Origin of the sequence: uncultured Aquimonas sp., from assembly GCF_937888285.1 — a bacterium.
Classification (GTDB): Bacteria; Pseudomonadota; Gammaproteobacteria; order Xanthomonadales; family Xanthomonadaceae; genus Aquimonas.
The window spans coordinates 49,717-66,726 of sequence record NZ_CALART010000063.1; the positions used below are offsets into that span (position 1 = coordinate 49,717).

A 17,010-nucleotide genomic window follows, 5' to 3' on the forward strand; every position below is an offset into this window, starting at 1 on the left:
GACCGCGATCAGACCGTGAGATCGATCTGCTGCACCACGCCGGCCGTCGCCGCCGTGCTCAGGTAGAGCCCAGTGCTGCGCACCTGGCCGAGATCGCTGTTGTTCGCGCCGCGCAGGTCGAAGGCGCTGCTGATCGGGCGCAGGCTGATCGCCGCCACGCCGGCGTCCTCCAGGGTCAGCAGCTGGCCGCCCTGGCGACGCTCCTCTTCCTCGCGCGAGCGGGTGCCGGTTTCCGGCGCGGTGGGGTCGGGCATCCACACCCGCAGCCGGCCGAAGATCGTGTCGCCGGAGTCGATCCAGCCGTTGCCGTCGGAATCGAAAGCCAGGAGCTCGCCGAAGCCGTCGCCGGTCTTCGCGCCGAACAGCTCGCTGCCGTCGTTGATGCGGCCATCGGCGTTGCGGTCGAAGGCCAGGAAGCCGCTGCCCGAGCGCAGCATCGGCAGGGCCTCGCTCTGGCCGTCGGCATCCAGGTCGAACGCGAAGCGCTGGTCGCTGAGCTGGGCCGCACGGCCGTCGAAGTTGATCACCAGCGGATCCTTGCGCTGGGCGGCAGCGCCGGCCTGCAGTCGCAGCTCGACGGTCTCGCTGTAGGCGCGCTCCATCGACAGATCGAGCGAGAAGCGGATGCGCGCGCCATCGGCGGTCAAGACCTCGCCCTGTGCGCTGACCGAGGTGCGCTCGTACTCGCTGCGGGTGGCGCGGAACTGGTAGTCGAGGCTGAAGCCGGGGTCGGACCCGGCAGGCGCGGCTGCGGGCGACGGCCCCTGTGGGGCGGCAGCGGTGGTGGCCTCTGCTGAACCGCCCGAGGGCGCACTCAGCTGGCTGGCGTCGAACAGCTTCACCGGCCGTCCGGTGAGCGTCTCGATCAGGCGGATCAGCAGGCTCAGGTTGGGATCGTTGCGCGCGCCCGCTTCATCGGTGGCGGCGACTTCCTCCGGCGCCAGCAGCGGCGATTCGCCGGCGCCGACCTGCAGGGCCAGCTCGCGGCCGCGGGCGGACAGTTCGATTTCAGGGCGGGCCTGTGGCGCAGGCCCAATGCGCAGCGCCAGCCGCTCCTCACGGGTTTCCGTTTGTCGGAACTCGCGCGCGGACGCGAGCTGCAGTTCGGTGGCGACGATGCGCATGGCTGGCTCCCCAAGGTGATCGCGGAAGCGGAGTTCCGCTGGACGGAGTAGCGGCCGGGGCTGGGGAAACTTGAGGGCCGGGTTGCGCCAGTGGTGCGCGACACGCGCACCCTACGATCGCGCGCGACGCCAAACCCCAATCGAAACCCGGGCCACAGCCCGTAGGGTGCGCCTGTGGCGCACCAATGCCCGCGCCGCGATCCCGCAGATCCGGGCAGAGAGATCGGCCTGCCCCGATCCGGGCTCGAACGGGAAACCTTCGGCCGAGACTGTGAACCGTCGCTTCTCCATGCAGCCGCGCTGCTACGCTTCGGCGCTTGCCTACGCGATGGACGCCTGCATGACACCGAGCCCCCTGGTCGATCTCCGCAATCAGCAGTTCATGCTCAATGACGTGTTCGACCTGCCGGCCCTGCTGCGCCTGCCGGCGTTCGCCGAACATGGCGAGGACGCGGTCGCGGCAGTGCTTGATGCCGCGCATGCGCTGGCCGCGGAAGTCTTCCTGCCGCAGGCCGCCGAGGCCGATCGCGAGGAGCCGCGCTTCGTCGATGGCGAGGTGCTGCTGCCGGCGTCAACCCGCGAGGTGACGCGGGCCTACGCCGAGGGCGGCTTCAACGCCGCTGCCGCGCCTGTCGACCACGGTGGCCTCGGCCTGCCCTACACCGTGGCGCTGGCCGCCGACGGCCTGTTCATGGGCGCCAACACCGCCGCTGCCGGCTACGGCCTGCTGACCCGCGGTGCCGCGCATCTGCTGCTGGCCCACGGCTCGCCCGAACAGATCCGCCGCTACGCCGAACCGCTGCTGGCCGGACGCTTCTTCGGCACCATGTGCCTGTCCGAGCCGCAGGCCGGCAGCTCGCTGGGCGACATCCGCACGCGCGCGATCCCGCAGGCCGACGGCAGCTATCGCCTGGAGGGCCAGAAGATGTGGATCTCCAGCGGCGAACACACGCTGGGCGAGACCATCATTCATCTCGTTCTGGCGCGCATCGAAGGGGCACCTGCCGGCACCCGCGGCATCAGCCTGTTCGCGGTGCCCCGCAACCACATCGGCGCCGATGGGCAAGTCGGCGAGCGCAACGATGTGCAGCTGGCGGGCCTGAACCACAAGCTGGGCCAGCGCGGCATCGTCAACACGGTGCTGAAGTTCGGCGAGCGCGGCGCGTGCGTGGCCGAGCTGGTCGGCCAGCCGCAGCAGGGCCTGGCGGCGATGTTCCACATGATGAACGAGGCGCGCATCGGCGTCGGCATCGGCGCGATCATGCTGGCCTACCGCGGTTATCTGTATGCGCTGCAGTACGCGCGAGAGCGCCTGCAAGGGCGGCCGGTCGACAACCGTGACCCGGAATCCAAGCCCGTCGCCATCATCGAGCACGCCGACGTGCGCCGCCTGCTGCTGCGTCAGCGCGCCCTGGTCGAAGGCGGCTACGCGCTGTGCCTGTACGCGGCCAGCCTGGTCGATCTGAAAGCGCATGCAGTGAACGAAAGCGAGCGTAGCGAAGCCGGGCGTCTGCTCGACCTGTTGACGCCGATCGTCAAGGGCTGGTGCTCGGAGTTCGGCGTGCAGGCCTCGGACCACGCGATCCAGGTGTTGGGCGGCTACGGCTACACCCGCGAGTACCCGGTGGAGCAACTCTGGCGCGACAACCGCCTGAACCCGATCCACGAGGGCACCAACGGCATCCAGGCCATCGACCTGCTGTCGCGCAAGGCGATGGCGGAGCAGGGCGCGGCGCTGCGTCTGCTGGGCCAGCGCATCGAGGCCACGCTGGGCGAGGCCGCCATGTACCCGGACTGGATCGAAGCCACCGTCGTGCTGCGCGTACTGACCCAGAAGGTCGGCGTCACCGCCGCCAGCGTCGCCAGCCGCATGCAGCGCGGCGAGGCCGGTCTCGCGCTGGCAAATGCCAGCCACTACCTGCACGCCGCCGGCCACGCGGTGGTCGGCTGGCTGTGGCTGAAGCAGGCCCTGGTCGCGCAGAAGAAGCTCGACGCAGGGCAGGGCGATGCCGACTTCCTGCGCGGCAAGCTGCAGACCTGCCGCTACTTCCTCAAGCAGGAGCTGCCGACCGCGATGCATGCGATCGGTCTGGTCGCAGGCTTCGAGGACTCGTTCTTCGCGATGCGCGGAGAGTGGTTCTAGGGCAGTGCTGAAGACTTCAGCGCTGTCGCGCGCCATGGAGGGCGCGCCCTTGGATCGAGCACGGAAGTGCTTGATCCAGCGAAAGCGAGTCCGGACCTGTGCCGGACTCGCGACCACTGAACAAGGCCAGGAGGGACTTGATCGGTATTGCCGCAGGGCGGGGCGTGTAGCCCTGGCGGATCGGCTCACCGGTGGCTCAAGCACGTTGGCCGTGGCCCGGCCTGCTCACTCCGGTTCGCGGATGTTCGCCGGCGTACCATCGCTCCGCTGCTTCGGAACATGGAACCCGATCGGCTGCCGGGCGATCAGCTCGACGACCCAGTCGATGAACGCGCGCAGCTTGCGGCTGACGTGGGGGCTCTGCGGATAGGCCAGGTAAAGCGGCATCGGTTCGATCTGCCACCCTGCGAACAGCGGGATCAGCTGGCCGCGCTGCAGCGGCGCGCTGGCCATGTACTCGGGTAGCCAGAGCACCCCGAGGCCAGCAATGCCCGCGGCGAGGTAGGCATTGCCGTCGTCGACGATCAGCGTCTGCCGCCCCCGCAGCGCGTGGCGCGTCCCATCGCGCTGCAGCACAGGGCGCAGGGGCTGGCCGACGCGCGAGCCGCGATAGCCGATCAGCACATGGGCGCCCTCGTCCAGAGTCGCGGGTGAATCCGGTATGCCGGCGCGCTGCAGATACGCCGGCGCGGCGTACACGCCCATCGACAGCTCCGCCAGCTGGCGCGCGCGCAGGTGGGGCTCGGTTAGCGGGCCGCCGCGGATCACGCAGTCGACGTTCTCGTCGATGAGGTCCACCCGGCGATCGCTGGCGCCCAGATCGAGCTGGATCTCGGGAAAGCGTGCCTGGAACTCGACCAGCGCCGGCAGCAGCACAAGGCTCGCGAACGGCGCCGGCACGTCCACGCGCAGACGCCCGCGGGGGGCCGTCGAAGCCGCGGAGACACTGGTCTCGGCATCGTCCAGTTCGGCGAGCAGGCGCTGCGCGCGCTCGTAAAAGGCCGCGCCCGCTTCGGTCGCGGCCACCCTGCGCGTGCTGCGGTGGAGCAGCTTGACGCGCAGGTGCCCCTCCAGCTGCTGGATGAGCTGGGTCACCCGCGCCTTGCTGGTCTGCAGGGTCTGCGCGGCGCGCGTGAAGCTGCTCGTTTCCACCACGCGCACGAAGGCCTGCAGCGCTTCGAATCGGTCCATGCAGGGCGTCGGATCAGGGCGGGATTGTTTGGATTCTACAAACAGTGAAGCGCGCCGCGCGGTGCTTATCGCCCACGCCCGCAGCGCCGACACTGCTCGCACCTCCTCCCCAACGGACCCCCGCCGCCATGAACCTCGCCCGCCAGGCTGTCTTTCCCGAGGGTCGGCACGCCCTCTACGCCCTGCACGGCTATTCCGCCGCGATCCGCTCCGGCGACCTGCTGTTCGTCTCCGGCCAGGTCGGCAGCCGCAGCGACGGCAGCCCCGAGCCCGACTTCGAGGCCCAGGTGCGGCTCGCCTTCGCCAACCTTGAGGCCACGCTCAAGGCGGGCGGCTGCACGCTGGACGACATCGTCGACGTCACCAGCTTCCATACCGATCCCGAGCGGCAGCTCGCCACCGTGCTCGCAGTGAAGAGCGAAGTCTTCGCGCAGCCGCCGTATCCGAACTGGACGGCGATTGGGGTCACCTGGCTGGCCGGCTTTGACTTCGAGATCAAGGTGATCGCCCGCATTCCCGGCTGAGGCCACGCGGACGGCAGCGTGCCTGCGCGCTGCCGCGCCAGCGCGACTGGCGGTCTCCACGGGGTCCGCGCCCGCTTGCGTGGCTGGGCGCGAAGCGAATACGATTCGTATATGTTTCGTATCTTGAGGCGCGCATGGGCATCGTGAACATCGACGACGAGCTGCACGACCAGCTGCGCAAGGCCAGCGCGGTCTCGTGCCGCTCCATCAACGCGCAGGCGGCCTTCTGGATCCGCATCGGCATGCTCTGCGAGCTCAACCCCACGCAGAGCTACAGCGAGATCGTCGCGGCCGAACTGAGGTCCGCCGGCGTCGAGCCCCAGCCCATGCGATTGGCAAGGGCGTGATCAAGCGACCCGAAGAAATCAACCTGCTTGCGGAGGCGGGTCGGCTGTTGGCGCAGGTGTTCGAGTATCTCGATGGCCTTGAGCTCATCGGCCTGTCGACCCTGCAGGTCAATGACCGGGTCGATGACTTCATCGTCAATGCGCTCAAGGCGCGCCCGGCCAGCAAGGGGCAGTACGGCTACGCCTATGCGCTCAATGCCTCGCGCAACCAGGTGGTCTGCCACGGCGTGCCCTCGGCAGCCGATATCCTGCAGGACGGCGACATCGTCAACTTCGACATCACCCTGGAAAAGCACGGCTACATCGCCGACTCCAGCAAGACCTATGTGCTGGGCGCGGCCTCGCAGCCGGCCCGGCGTCTCGTGCAGACGACCTACGAAGCGATGTGGAAGGGCATCCAGGCCGTGCGCCCGGGCGCACGGCTCGGCGACGTCGGCCACGCCATCGAGCGGCACGCCCGCCGGTACGGCTATTCGATCGTCCGCGACTACTGCGGCCACGGCATCGGGCGCGAGATGCACGAGCCACCGCAGGTGCTGCACTTCGGCAAGCCGCACACCGGCCTTGTCCTGCGCGAAGGCATGGTGTTCACCATCGAACCGATGTTGAACCAGGGGCGGCGCACCGTGGATACGCTGGAAGATGGCTGGACCGTCGTCACCCGCGATGGGCTGCTGTCCGCGCAGTTCGAACACACCGTCGCGGTGACCGATCGCGGCGTGCGCGTGCTGACCTTGCGTCCGGGCGAGACGGCTCCGCATTGAGATCGAAGAGCCTGGATTGAAGAGCCGGGATTGGGGATTCGGGATTGAGAATTCGCCCACAGCCGTGCAGATCAGCTCCAGACGGCCGCTGCCGGTGTCAGCTGTGTGCGGGGAGACGGTCTGTCTCTTGAGAGCTTCAAAGCCCCGCGCGGCGGCCCCGGTGATCATGAAGAGACCTTGATTCGTCATCCCCGCGAAGAGCCTGCCCTCGCGAAGGCGGGGGCGGGGATCCAGGACTCGTGCGACTGCGGCAAGCGACACTGGGCCCCCGCCTTCGCGGGGCGACGGTACTGGCTGATGCGCCGAGCGATCGGTTTCTCGAGCACTTCTCAGCCCTGCGCGGCGGACCCGGTGATCTTGAAGACACCTTGATTCGTCATCCCCGCGAATGCGGGGATCCAGGAGTCGTGCGACTGCGGCGAGCGACACTGGGCCCCCGCCTCCGCGGGGGCGACGATCAGTGGGGCTGCACGTGTTCTGCTTCTCGAGAGGCTCTACCTTGTGCAGGCAGCCTCCGAGTCACGCAGGCTGGCCACGTCGCGGATCGGTGGGGCGCCGAACATACGCGCGTATTCGCGGCTGAACTGCGAGGCGCTCTGATAGCCCACGCGATAGGCTGCGCTGGCGGCGTCGGCCCGCTCGGCCAGCAGGATCTGGCGGGCTTCGGTCAGGCGCAGACGCTTCTGGTACTGCAGCGGGCTCATCGCGGTGACGGCCTTGAACTGCTCATGCAAGGCCGAGCGGCTCATGTGCGCCAGTGAGGCGAGCTCCTCGATGCGGATCGGCTCGGCGAGCTGGCTGCGGATGTGCTGGATGACCTGCGCGATCCTGTGCGTGTGGCTGCCGGCCATGGCCATCTGCGCGATGCATGCACCGAAGGGGCCACTCAGCACTCGAAAATGGAACTCGCGCATCAGCAGCGGCGCCAGCACCGGAATCTCGCGCGGCGTGGCGAGCAGGCGCGCGAGCCGCAGCACGGTGTCCTGCGTGGCCTCATCCAGGTCGCCGACGAAGAGTCCGCGCGGCGTGTCGCGCGGCGCCTGTCCGATCGGTCCGACCTGTTCGATCAGCTCGGCGATCTGGCGGGCATCGATGTCGATCGCCACGCACAGATAGGGCGCCTCCGCGCTGGCTTCCAGCACCTGTCCCACCAGGGGCAGATCAACCGACACCGCCAGGAACTGCGAGGGCGCGTAGCGGTAGACCTCATCCTCCAGCAGCACCTGCTTCGCGCCCTGCACGATCACGCAGAACGAGGGCCGATAGACCGTTGGCAGCGGCGCGTGCGGGGCGGACAGGCGGATGCAGTGCAGGCCGGCAATGGCCGAGGCGTGCATGCCCTCGCCCTTGGAGAATCGGAGAATCAGCTCGCCGATCTCGCGCTGCCGGGCTTCGAGCAAAGCGTTGAATGGAATGTCCATGGGCTGGGCACGATACGCCCCCTGGGCGCGGGGCCTCAACGCAAGTGCCACCGAGTCTGGACGATCAGGCAATCCATGCGGAGCTCCAGGTATCGAGCCCAGTGTGTTCGGCCAACAGACTTTCTCCCACCCCGGCAGCCGCCGAACACACGGAGAAAGCGACATGTCCAAGGTCATCCTCATCACCGGCGCCAGCAGCGGAATCGGCGAAGCCACCGCCCGCGTGCTTGCAAGGCAGGGCCATCGCGTGCTGCTGGGCGCACGCCGCACCGAGCGCCTTGCACAGATCGCCGCCGACATCCGCTGGGCGGGCGATACCGCCGAGTACCGCGCGCTGGACGTGACCCAGGGCGAGGACGCCAAAGCGTTCGTGGCCTTCGCGCAGGAGCGCTTCGGTCGCGTCGATGTGATCTTCAACAACGCCGGGGTGATGCCGGTGTCGCCGATGAGCGCGCTCAAGACCGAGGAATGGGACCGCATCATCGACGTCAACATCCGCGGCGTGCTGAACGGGATTGCCGCGGTGCTGCCGATCATGGAGGCGCAGGGCAGCGGGCACATCATCAACACGGCCTCCACCGGCGCGCATGCCGTCGGCGCGCAGTTTGGCGTGTACTGCGCCAGCAAGTACGCGGTGCGCGCGATCACCGAAGGTCTTCGCCAGGAGATGGATCGCATCCGCGTGACCCTGATCTCGCCCGGCGTCACCGAGTCCGAGCTGGGCCACGACATCAGTGTCGACAGCACGGCCAGCGCGGTGAAGCAGCTGCGCAGCATCGCGCTCGACAATCGCGCCATCGCCAATGCCGTGCTCTACGCGATCTCGCAGCCCGACGATGTCGACGTCAACGAGATGCTGATCCGCACAGTGCGCAGCGCGGGGCATGCGTTCTGAGGCCCGTACGCGTGGGCGCCTCGTGCTCGCGTCGCCTCATGCCGCGAGCGGGGTGTTCCTTGAGATCCCGGCAGCCACGCGTGGCGGCCCGGTGATTTCGAAGAATCCTCGATTCATCGGCCCGCGCTGTTTATGGACACTCTCTTTCAGGTCAAGCCTCCTCGGCGGCGTATAGGCGAGCGCGCGACCCGCACGCTGGGTGCAGGCCGCAGGCTGCGTGCAGAGCGTTGGCTGCTGTTGAGCCCCTCTCCCCCGTGGGAGAGGGGTTGGGGAGAGGGGGCACACTCGCGGCAAGATCGCCCCTCTCCCCCGGTGTGCGGGGACAGTGATCTTGCACCCTTGGGACAGAAAGATTGCACCCGATTTGCCGAAATCTGCCGAAACGAACCGAAACGAAGTGAAACGCGCGGAAAGCTAGGCGGGGCGCGGCTTTGCAGGCAACACGAAGGGCCAGTAAGGCGCCCGAGAGGCGCGCACGGCCAGAGGCGCGGGGAACGCGCACCCGCAACGGGGCGGCCCTGACAGTGTGCGCGGCGGTGGCAGCGTTTAAGGCGGTTCAATCAAGCGCTTACGCCGGTTTCATCGCCCTTTGAAGGCTCCCCGCCAACGCGGAAAGCCGGACATGAGAACCGGACAAATATTGCGGCTCACGCAATCTTGTTGCAGCTCCCGCAACGCAGGACGCCCCCGCGATTCCGCATGCTCTGCCGTCTACCGATGGGGCGGGCTTGCGCGCTTTCGCGACATCGTGTAGCGATGGCCGGGCACCCATAGCCCGACGGGGCGACAAGCGCGGCAGCTCTCCCCGCGCTTGGGTGCAGCCCTGGAGAGGCACGGAAGGCAGAGCGCGTGCACAGCGAACACGAACGGCCCGCAAGCGAACAGGCGGCAGAGCCATCGGCGGATGAACCGGCGTGGGCGAAGGCGACCGCGCCCCTCTTCCTTGGCCTCTCTGAACAGATTGATGCGGTGCTTAGGCGGCGAGCGACACAGTTGCAAATCGAAGAGCTGGAGGCACAGCGCGAAGAGCGCGAGGCGAAACCCGGCGCAGCAGCCAACGCCCGAGAGATCAAGCGCATGTGCAGAGTCTGGGCGACTCTCGCGGGACAAGCGGCGGGCGAAGCCGCCACCCCCGCCGCCGCCGCCAGGCTGCTGGCGGAGCTGTTCATCCGTGTGGGGCTCGACCCTGGAGTAGATGACAGAACACTTGAAGGCTGGATCAGGAAAGGGCGCGAGGCGCCTTAGCACATTCATCCACCTTGGCGCAAACGCCACCAAACGCTTCGGTCGCGTTGGCGGGCACCAACTGCCCCTCTGCACTCTGTTGCCCAACGCGGCCGCTGCCGCTTGTGGCGCCCCAACATGCAGACCCCCCAAGAGCCAGACAGCAAGGATGCGGGCACCGCCCCACCGTCCCGCGTCGGCTGGCCGGACGTGCTGAGCGAAGCCGCCGACGTTGCGGCGCACGCACTGCGCAAGCGCGGAGAGCCTGACCAGCGCGCGGAGGAACTGGCCCGCGCGGTGATGCTCGGGCTTGCCGATGTGTTCGGCGGGAGAGCGTTCTACCTGCCGCGCGGCCTCGCAGTGAAGCGGCACTTCCGAGACATCGACATCGCGCAACGGCTAACCCGCGACAACGCAAGGGCACTCGCCCGCGAGTACGGAATCACTGCCATTTACGTCTACGAGTGCGCCAAGCGAGGACGCGAAGCGCTCCGCAAGCCACAAACCGAAGGAAACACCGAATGAACACCGTCGCCCCCGAAGAAATCCGCAACATCGCTGGACAGGTGCGCGCGTATGTCGCGACCCTCCATGCCCGGCGCGGCGAGCTGCGCGCCGAGCGCTCGCAGCTCGAAGAAGAGCGCGACGCGCTGCTGAATGCGCCGGTCAATCGCGAAGACGCTATCCGGTTCGTGTTCGACTACATCGACCGCCGAGCAGCGCGATTCACTGAAATCTGTGGTTGGAAGGTCCAGCTTTCGCGCGTGCTGAAGCCAGGCAATGCTAGCGGAGCGGTAGGCCAGCAGTATGGCCCGGGCGTCCTCACGCTGGCGGAAATCAATGACAGCCTTTCCATGGATGCAGTCCGCAATGAGCATCGCTTCGGCGAGGGCGGAATCTGCTTTCTTTCGGCCGGCCGGGATACCCGCTCTTTCGTGCGCACCTTCGATGATATGGCGCTTTACTTCTTCGGCGACCTGATCAAGGAAAAGTTGCGGCCTTACGTTGAAGCCCACATGCCCGAGCTTGCCGGCGCTGATGCCGCGCGCGTCGGTCCGCCCGTCGAAGAGCGGCGGGTGAGGTTGACGGAAATCTCGGTGCGCCTGGAAGAAATCGGCACTGAAGACGCCGCACTGAGCAAAGAGCTACAGGAACTCAGCGCGCCGAATCCCACCGATGCGCTGCGCGCCGCAGGTTGCCGCGAGCCGATGCGCGATCTGTCGCACGTTCCGCCTGAAGCAATCAACAAGTATCAGCAGCGCATGAACGCGCAGAACTTGAGCGCCGTCGCTCAAGAGTACGGCGTGACGCCCGCCGATCTGTCTGAAGCCTTCAATGCTCGCGAGAAGGCCACGCTTGAGCGCCGGTTTCTGGCTTCCGGCCCGGTCAAACTCTGAGGAATCGAGCAATGCAAACCCAACCGCAACTGATGCGCGCTCTGAACAGTATGAGCGTGCCGGTCTCCCAGCCCGTGCCGGGCGTGCGCCGCGCGCTGAACTCGGAAGAACTCGAAGCCTGTCGCTTGCTGGGGCTCAGCGAAGAGCAGTTCAAGCAGGCCAAGAATCAGGCGGCGCCACGCGAGGCCCCGTCCGTCGTCGAAGCACAGCTGGACGGCGATGCGCAGGCGATGGCCGCCCACCTCTTGGGCATTGACCCTAAGCGAATGGCGCAGTACGCGAAAGACGCGAGGCCGAAGGGATGAGCGAGGAAGCGCGCGAGCTTGCGCGAGAGCTGCTGCGCGTTGAAGGGCGCATAGTGCACGTCCGGCCGCGCGCACCTTCGATCGAAGTGCGAAGGGATGCGCTTGCAGACGGCGATGTGTCGCTGCGGCTGACCCTCAGCCCTCTGGAGGCGCGACAGTTGGCCAACGCGGTTGAGCGCTTGGGATCGCACCCGCAGGTGCGTGCGTCCGCCTCGCGCTTGGCGAGTGCACTACGCAAGGCTGCCTTTGTCCTAGAGACGCCGCCGGCGGATCGGCCTGCGCCGCCTGTGGTGGATCGCTTGGAAGCGCGCATCCGTCGCGACATAGAGGCCGAGCGCGGAGCGCCGTGGCCTATCCGATGAACCAACACGGGACAAGCCGGCGAGTGTCCCGCGCCGCTCTTGCGAGGGACGCAAGGCGAGACGCAAACAACCCCGGCAGTTGCGGCCTGAGTCCTCGCACGTTGTGCATGCCGAGTTTCATCGGCAGCTCTTACTTGGGTGACGCAACACCTATTCAGCGCGACTTGACAGCACTTTCAAGCCGCCGCATGCTCGCTTCGCTGCCGCCAAATCGGCAGCCGGGGGTGAGAGACCGAAACACGAGGCGCACAAGCGCCCATCGCTCGATGCCGGCGCTTTTTCTTCGCCCGCATCTTGGCGGGCGTGCATGCCTACCAGTTCCATGGCGGGCGGTGCGCGGGAGCCGCAAGGCTCGCCGGTCCTCGTGCCGGTCTCTCAACCGCGTACCGTCCGCCACCCCGTTTGAGAGCGGGGCGGCGGTCACTCGAAACCACGAGGACACCGCCATGAACTGCACCCACGCTGCCGCCGCGCTCGCGGCCTTGCCCGCACACCTGCTGCTGCCCATCGAGGCCCCGCGCGCCGAATGGCCCGGCCTGCTGGATCACGCCGCCGCCGCTCTGCAAGGGCGATGCGTCTACGACTCGGAAACCCTCGCGCTGGAACTGCGCGCGATTGCCGAGGTGCTGCGCGCGGAGGTGCTGGCATGAAGCGCACGCCGACGCTTGTTCCGTTCGCATCTCAGTCGCAGGCAGCTGGCGTGCCGCTGTTCTTCGTGGCAGCTGACGACGCGCAGCAATTGCGCGAAGAGGCTGCCGTACGCGTGTTTCGCGCCCGTGAGCTTTCTGCTGCCCTGGCGGGTGCTTCGATCAAGGATGCAGGGGCGGATGCGCTCCCTGCTTTCGCCGCCGTCTTGGCTCAGCTGCTGGGCGAGGCTGAAAGCCTGCTTGAAATTGCCGAATCCGTCCGGCTGAAAGGGGGTGCGTGATGCTGTGCACCCCCCAACATCGCGCGGCGTCGCCGCTGGTGGCCCTGCGAGCGTTTATAAACGCCCTTGCGGCGCTTCTCTGTGCCCTCGGCGGGGTTAGCGGCGCGCGGCGCGCTCTGCGGCGCTCTGGTTCGTTCGCCCTACTGGTTTCGTCGGCAAGGCGCCTGCGCGCGTCCCGGGACAGTGTTGCGCCCGTCTGGCGCATGCAGGGGTGCGGGTCCGCATCTGGTGCCACTCAGCGGCGCGCGGAGGCGACCGGCCTCCTGGCGTCGCCGGGAGCGCACTTCCGCGCGTCCATGGACAGCATCACCAGCACAGGGTGCGGCACAGGGTGCGGCCTGAGCGCGCCTGCGCGCCTGCGGCCGCAGAGGATGTCAGCCCGTGGCCGCCCCTGACACTACTTATAAGGTCTCCGACTTGGCGAAGGCGCTGGGCTGGACTGCACGGCACCTGCGGCGCAGGTCCGAAGCGGAAGGCTGGCCCGCGCAGTCGGACCCCGAGCATGCATCGCGCCACTGCTATCGCCTGGGAGACTTGCCCGATTGGGTGCAGGCCCGCGTTCTGCTTTGGGCCGAGCGCGAGGGGCGATCAACGGTGCCCGACACGTGCCCCGACCCCGACCATGCAGCGGAACTTGCGCGGTTCCAGCAGGCGACCCCCAAGGCCAAAGAGGAAGCCGGAAAGCGCCATGCGGCGTTGTTGTGGGTTGAGCGCTTGCTTTCCGAAGGCCGGAGCTTGACCGACGCCCGCCGCGTCGTCGCAGCGGAGTTGCAGCGCCAGGGCGTGCCGGGCGCATCGGTCGATTCGTTGAAACGCTGGGCCAAAGCCTGCGAGGGCCTCGCGCGCGCGCGCTGGCTGCCGGCGCTGCTGCCGGGCAGGGCAGCCGGGCGCGAACGTGTTGAAATCCCTGATGAGCTGTGGGACTTCTACGCGGGGCACTACCTCACGCGCGCTGCGCCGACGCACGCGGACAGCTACAGGCGAACAGCGGAGATTGCCAAGCGCAAGCGGCTGGTGTTGCCGAGTGCAAAGACGTTCGTTCGGCGAATGGACTCCGAAGTCTCCCACAGCGTTCAGGTGATGAAGCGTGCGGGGGACCAAGCGGCCGCGCGTCTGCTGCCGTCGCTGGTTCGCGACGCTTCTTGTTTCGAGGTCGGCGAAGCCGTCAACGGCGATGGTTTGAAGCTTGATCGCCTGTGGGTTTCGTTCAAGGGGCGAAAGCCGATCAACACCGCCACGCTGTGGGTTTGGCAGGACGTGCGCTCGCGCCGGATTCTCGCTTGGGAACTGGCAGAGAGCGAAAACACGGACATGTTCAGGCTTGCGACGCACGCGCTGGCGGGCGTTTGCGCGCCGCGTCATGTGTACCTGGATAACACGCGAGTCGCGGCAAATAAGCTGATGACCGGCGGTGCCATGAACCGCCATCGTTTCAAGGCGCGCGAGGGCGACGCGCCCGGCCTGCTTTCCATGGTTTTCGGCGCGGAAGTGCACTTCACAAATCCCGACAAGGTCTTCGGGAACCCCGGCGCAAAGCCAATTGAACGGGCGTTTGGCGTCGGCGGGCTGCATGAAGCTATCGCTTGCCATCCGCGAATCAATGGGCGCGGCTTCAGCATGGCGACTGCGGTAGAAGCTGGCGAGCTGTCTGAAGTGGTTCGCGAAGAGGTCGCACGCCATAACGCCCGCACGGGGCGCCGTGGACGCGGCATCGCGGCCGGCAGCTTTGATGCCGAATGGGCGGCCGGCGTGATTCGCTGCCCGCCGCAGCAGCTGCCCGAGGCTGCGCGGTCGCTCTTTCTGCGTTCGTTCGAGACGCGAACCGTTTCCCGAGACGGCAGCATCACCATCAAGGCAGGGCGCAGCGACCTCGGGTCGAACCGATACTGGTCAAACGCGACTGCCGAACTTATCGGGCAGCAGGTGATGGTGTTCTATGACCCGCAAGACTTGCGCGCCGACGTGAGCGTCTACACGACGCAAGGGCGCTATCTGTGCGACGCCCTGCACATGGCCTCGCGCGCCTTCAATGACACCGAAGCCGCGCGCGATCACGCACGGTTCAAGAATCAGCATATGAAGGCGACGAAACGCGCGGCCGAAGCGCTCGGGGTCGCGTCGGAGTTGGAACGGCGCGAGCTTTACGGCGAGTGCCAGCCCCAACCGCCCGCGCTGCCCGAGTCCAAGGGACCAACGCGGCTTCGTCCGCGCGCATCCGGCATCGCCCGCCAGACGCCCGCGCTCGCGGCCGCGCCGCTACCGCGCGCGACTTCCGATGAAGTTACCGAGCTGCTAGCGGATTCCTATGAATCAGAGGCGCGGCGCCGAGCGCCATGGCTTTTCACCACCCCGACAGGTGACCTATGAGAACCCGACATAACCCCAACGTGGACGCCGTTCGGGTGTTCGTGAATGTCATGGGCGAGACGGTTCGCCGGATAGAAGCCGGCGACTTCTTCAAGGAATACACGCCGGAGTTCAGACGCGGCGCCGCCGCCGCGCTGCGCCTCTACATCGAATCCGGTAGCGCCGTGTTTCTTGACCCGCCAGCGCAGCGCGCAGCCGAGCCAAAGCAAGGGCCGGCCGGCATTCGGCTTGTCGTGGACAACACCGCAAAGAAGAAGCCCCGCGCCGGTGGCCGCCGACGCGGGGCGAAACAGCCGCAGCACTCACCGCAGCCGGAGAAATGATAGATGGAAACCACCGCACGAATCCTGAAACTACCCGCCACAGCGCCAACCGTTCCAGAGCCCGCCGATCTGCGCGCGATCGTTCGCGGCTTGATCGAGGGCGGTAGCCTCACCCAATCCAAGATCGCGCGCGAATCGAGCGTGAGCACAACGCGGCTTAGCCAGTGGCTCGCCGGCACTTACTCCGGTGACAATGCGGCGCTTGAGTCGCAGGTGGCGAAGTGGGTCGAGTCTCGCGCGATGCGTGAAGCAGCGGCGAAGCACGCGCCCAAGGCGCCGGCCTTTGTCGAAACACCCAGCGCAAAGCGGATTCTCTCGGCGCTTCGCTTCGCCCACTTCGCTAACGACTTCTCTGTCATCTATGGGGCTTCCGGGCTGGGCAAGACTCTTGCGATTCGCCACTATGTCGAGCGTTCAGCGAGCGCGTTCGCCGTCACTATGACGCCTGCAACCGCTGGCGTGGTGCCCGCCCTTGAAGAGATCGCGCAGGCCGTGGGCGCCGGTGTCACAAGCGGTGGCGCCGCGAAGCTACATCGTTCGATTGTGGAGCGTCTGCGAGGCACGGCCGGGCTTCTCATCATTGATGAGGCGCAGCATCTTGGCGCGTCGGCACTGGACCAAATCCGCGCGATCTTCGATGCCACAGATGTTGGGCTCGCTCTGGTCGGTAACGAGTTTGTCTTTTCCCGTATGACGAGCGGACACCGGGCCGCCATGTTCGACCGTTTGCGCGGTCGGATCGGCAAGCGGCTGCACCTCGCACGGCCGACCCTGGAAGACGCCGACGCGCTGGCGGAAGCCTGGGGAATCGAGGACAGCAAGGCGCGACAACTCGCAGCTACGATTGCCAGCCAGCCCGGCGGGCTCCGCACGCTCACCAAGGGCCTGCGCGGCGCCGCAACCGTTGCTGCGCAACAGGGCGCACCCGTGGCCTTTTCGCACCTTCATGCGGCTTGGCAGGACTTGGGTGGTGCTGTCTGAGGCGCAGCCCTCAGGCAGGCGCACAGGCCGCCCATTGGGCGGCTTGTGCTTTGCTGGGGCTGCTACTATCGCTCCTGGCCGTGGCGCGGGCATTCTCCCGTCGGGCTCATACCCCGAAGCCGTCGAGGACGTAGGGGGTTGGACGCGCCGCAGCCATCGCCCTTGCATGGCTTTGCGCTACCATTCGGCGGGCCATGGCACGCACCGTCTGGCTCATACCCAGAAACGTTCAGGACGTATGGGGAAGGTCATGGCTGCATTCAAAACCCTAGCCCTTGTCGTCACCCTGACGGCGCTGGTGTTGACGCTTGCAGGCCAGCCCGGTCCGGCCATCTTGGCAGGGGGCTCGCTGGCGCTGGTGGGTGGCGTCGCCCTGGTCTTCGGTAGGGCTTTTCTGCGCTGACACCCCCGCAGGCAGCGGCGCCTTTCTGCGCAATTGCAGCGGTTGAAGGTATCTTCCGGGCCGCTTCAAGCGCAGATAAAGCACTCTGTTTCAGAGCCGTTCAGGCCGCGCCCCACCCCGAAGTTATCCACAAGCAAGGGTGCAGATTCATTGTCCCGAGGGTGCAGATTCATTGTCCGCCTACATCCCCCGGCCCCTCTCCCTCCAGGGGAGAGGAGAGCAAAGCACTCAATCGACGCGCGGCGAGGGCAGCGAAGCAGTCCGTTGAATCACGGAGATTGGAGCAAAACACTCGGTTGACCGCACGACGC

18 protein-coding genes are annotated in these 17,010 nt (G+C 67.2%); 15 read left to right on the plus strand and 3 right to left on the minus strand.

The features are described 5' to 3' along the window. Positions 1-8 precede the first annotated feature (8 nt). A complete protein-coding gene (locus Q0654_RS12885) occupies positions 9-1,124 on the minus strand; it encodes a hypothetical protein (protein WP_298854391.1) in 1,116 nt (371 codons plus the stop codon). A 340-nt stretch (positions 1,125-1,464) separates the two neighbouring features. On the opposite strand from Q0654_RS12885, the gene Q0654_RS12890 reads away from it, so the two are divergent. Next, complete coding sequence (locus Q0654_RS12890) at positions 1,465-3,267, plus strand: acyl-CoA dehydrogenase (RefSeq protein ID WP_298854393.1); 1,803 nt, start codon at positions 1,465-1,467, stop codon at positions 3,265-3,267. A gap of 225 nt (positions 3,268-3,492) precedes the next feature. Here the strand turns inward: Q0654_RS12890 and Q0654_RS12895 are convergent, their stop codons facing one another. After that, positions 3,493-4,458 (minus strand): LysR family transcriptional regulator, encoded by a 966-nt coding sequence (locus Q0654_RS12895; protein WP_298854395.1) that lies wholly within the window; start codon positions 4,456-4,458, stop codon positions 3,493-3,495. A 128-nt stretch (positions 4,459-4,586) separates the two neighbouring features. On the opposite strand from Q0654_RS12895, the gene Q0654_RS12900 reads away from it, so the two are divergent. The 3 genes from Q0654_RS12900 to map all read left to right on the plus strand — a co-directional run bounded on the left by Q0654_RS12900 (position 4,587) and on the right by map (position 6,093). Then, the gene (locus Q0654_RS12900) at positions 4,587-4,982 is read left to right on the plus strand and encodes a RidA family protein (protein ID WP_298854397.1); all 396 of its coding nucleotides are present in this window, start codon (positions 4,587-4,589) and stop codon (positions 4,980-4,982) included. A gap of 134 nt (positions 4,983-5,116) precedes the next feature. Then, complete coding sequence (locus Q0654_RS12905) at positions 5,117-5,329, plus strand: ParD-like family protein (RefSeq protein ID WP_298854399.1); 213 nt, start codon at positions 5,117-5,119, stop codon at positions 5,327-5,329. Further along, on the plus strand, positions 5,326-6,093 hold the full coding sequence (gene map / locus Q0654_RS12910; protein ID WP_298854403.1) for a type I methionyl aminopeptidase: 768 nt from the start codon (positions 5,326-5,328) through the stop codon (positions 6,091-6,093). Before Q0654_RS12905 ends, map begins: the two co-directional genes overlap by 4 nt. 494 nt (positions 6,094-6,587) lie before the next feature. Here map and Q0654_RS12915 read toward each other — a convergent pair whose 3' ends face one another. After that, entirely contained in the window at positions 6,588-7,514 is a 927-nt protein-coding gene (locus Q0654_RS12915) for an AraC family transcriptional regulator (protein WP_298854405.1), read from the minus strand. 163 nt (positions 7,515-7,677) lie between these two features. On the opposite strand from Q0654_RS12915, the gene Q0654_RS12920 reads away from it, so the two are divergent. The 11 genes from Q0654_RS12920 to Q0654_RS12970 all read left to right on the plus strand — a co-directional run bounded on the left by Q0654_RS12920 (position 7,678) and on the right by Q0654_RS12970 (position 16,699). Then, positions 7,678-8,409 carry an SDR family oxidoreductase gene (locus tag Q0654_RS12920; protein ID WP_298854407.1) on the plus strand — a complete coding sequence of 244 codons (732 nt, stop codon included), beginning with the start codon at positions 7,678-7,680 and terminating at the stop codon, positions 8,407-8,409. Positions 8,410-9,258: 849 nt separating this feature from the next. Next, positions 9,259-9,654 (plus strand): hypothetical protein, encoded by a 396-nt coding sequence (locus Q0654_RS12925; protein WP_298854409.1) that lies wholly within the window; start codon positions 9,259-9,261, stop codon positions 9,652-9,654. Between the two features lie 117 nt (positions 9,655-9,771). Next, entirely contained in the window at positions 9,772-10,158 is a 387-nt protein-coding gene (locus Q0654_RS12930; RefSeq protein WP_091243073.1) for a Mor transcription activator family protein, read from the plus strand. After that, positions 10,155-11,030, plus strand: a complete 876-nt coding sequence (locus Q0654_RS12935) for a hypothetical protein (RefSeq protein WP_298854424.1) — start codon at positions 10,155-10,157, stop codon at positions 11,028-11,030. Before Q0654_RS12930 ends, Q0654_RS12935 begins: the two co-directional genes overlap by 4 nt. An 11-nt stretch (positions 11,031-11,041) precedes the next feature. Next, positions 11,042-11,335, plus strand: coding sequence for a hypothetical protein (locus tag Q0654_RS12940; protein WP_298854426.1), 294 nt, complete (start codon positions 11,042-11,044; stop codon positions 11,333-11,335). Between the two features lie 808 nt (positions 11,336-12,143). Continuing rightward, positions 12,144-12,347: a hypothetical protein gene (locus Q0654_RS12945; RefSeq protein WP_298854428.1), complete on the plus strand. Its 204-nt coding sequence runs from the start codon at positions 12,144-12,146 to the stop codon at positions 12,345-12,347. Beyond that, positions 12,344-12,625: a hypothetical protein gene (locus tag Q0654_RS12950; protein WP_298854430.1), complete on the plus strand. Its 282-nt coding sequence runs from the start codon at positions 12,344-12,346 to the stop codon at positions 12,623-12,625. The genes Q0654_RS12945 and Q0654_RS12950 overlap by 4 nt, the downstream gene beginning before the upstream one ends. 417 nt (positions 12,626-13,042) lie before the next feature. Continuing rightward, on the plus strand, positions 13,043-14,992 hold the full coding sequence (locus Q0654_RS12955) for a transposase domain-containing protein (protein WP_298854432.1): 1,950 nt from the start codon (positions 13,043-13,045) through the stop codon (positions 14,990-14,992). Positions 14,993-15,012: 20 nt separating this feature from the next. Then, positions 15,013-15,315, plus strand: a complete 303-nt coding sequence (locus Q0654_RS12960) for a hypothetical protein (RefSeq protein ID WP_143006663.1) — start codon at positions 15,013-15,015, stop codon at positions 15,313-15,315. 3 nt (positions 15,316-15,318) lie between these two features. After that, positions 15,319-16,296 (plus strand): AAA family ATPase, encoded by a 978-nt coding sequence (locus Q0654_RS12965; RefSeq protein ID WP_298854436.1) that lies wholly within the window; start codon positions 15,319-15,321, stop codon positions 16,294-16,296. Between the two features lie 250 nt (positions 16,297-16,546). Further along, on the plus strand, positions 16,547-16,699 hold the full coding sequence (locus tag Q0654_RS12970; protein ID WP_176764168.1) for a hypothetical protein: 153 nt from the start codon (positions 16,547-16,549) through the stop codon (positions 16,697-16,699). Positions 16,700-17,010: the final 311 nt, after the last annotated feature.

What these genes read in the sequence shown, in the direction of transcription:
- Q0654_RS12885 (WP_298854391.1), bottom strand. Translation starts at nt 1,124, where the DNA reads ATGCGCATCGTCGCCACCGAACTGCAGCTCGCGTCCGCGCGCGAGTTC.
- Q0654_RS12890 (WP_298854393.1), top strand. Translation starts at nt 1,465, where the DNA reads ATGACACCGAGCCCCCTGGTCGATCTCCGCAATCAGCAGTTCATGCTC.
- Q0654_RS12895 (WP_298854395.1), bottom strand. Translation starts at nt 4,458, where the DNA reads ATGGACCGATTCGAAGCGCTGCAGGCCTTCGTGCGCGTGGTGGAAACG.
- Q0654_RS12900 (WP_298854397.1), top strand. Translation starts at nt 4,587, where the DNA reads ATGAACCTCGCCCGCCAGGCTGTCTTTCCCGAGGGTCGGCACGCCCTC.
- Q0654_RS12905 (WP_298854399.1), top strand. Translation starts at nt 5,117, where the DNA reads ATGGGCATCGTGAACATCGACGACGAGCTGCACGACCAGCTGCGCAAG.
- Q0654_RS12915 (WP_298854405.1), bottom strand. Translation starts at nt 7,514, where the DNA reads ATGGACATTCCATTCAACGCTTTGCTCGAAGCCCGGCAGCGCGAGATC.
- Q0654_RS12920 (WP_298854407.1), top strand. Translation starts at nt 7,678, where the DNA reads ATGTCCAAGGTCATCCTCATCACCGGCGCCAGCAGCGGAATCGGCGAA.
- Q0654_RS12930 (WP_091243073.1), top strand. Translation starts at nt 9,772, where the DNA reads ATGCAGACCCCCCAAGAGCCAGACAGCAAGGATGCGGGCACCGCCCCA.
- Q0654_RS12935 (WP_298854424.1), top strand. Translation starts at nt 10,155, where the DNA reads ATGAACACCGTCGCCCCCGAAGAAATCCGCAACATCGCTGGACAGGTG.
- Q0654_RS12940 (WP_298854426.1), top strand. Translation starts at nt 11,042, where the DNA reads ATGCAAACCCAACCGCAACTGATGCGCGCTCTGAACAGTATGAGCGTG.
- Q0654_RS12945 (WP_298854428.1), top strand. Translation starts at nt 12,144, where the DNA reads ATGAACTGCACCCACGCTGCCGCCGCGCTCGCGGCCTTGCCCGCACAC.
- Q0654_RS12950 (WP_298854430.1), top strand. Translation starts at nt 12,344, where the DNA reads ATGAAGCGCACGCCGACGCTTGTTCCGTTCGCATCTCAGTCGCAGGCA.
- Q0654_RS12965 (WP_298854436.1), top strand. Translation starts at nt 15,319, where the DNA reads ATGGAAACCACCGCACGAATCCTGAAACTACCCGCCACAGCGCCAACC.
- Q0654_RS12970 (WP_176764168.1), top strand. Translation starts at nt 16,547, where the DNA reads ATGGCTGCATTCAAAACCCTAGCCCTTGTCGTCACCCTGACGGCGCTG.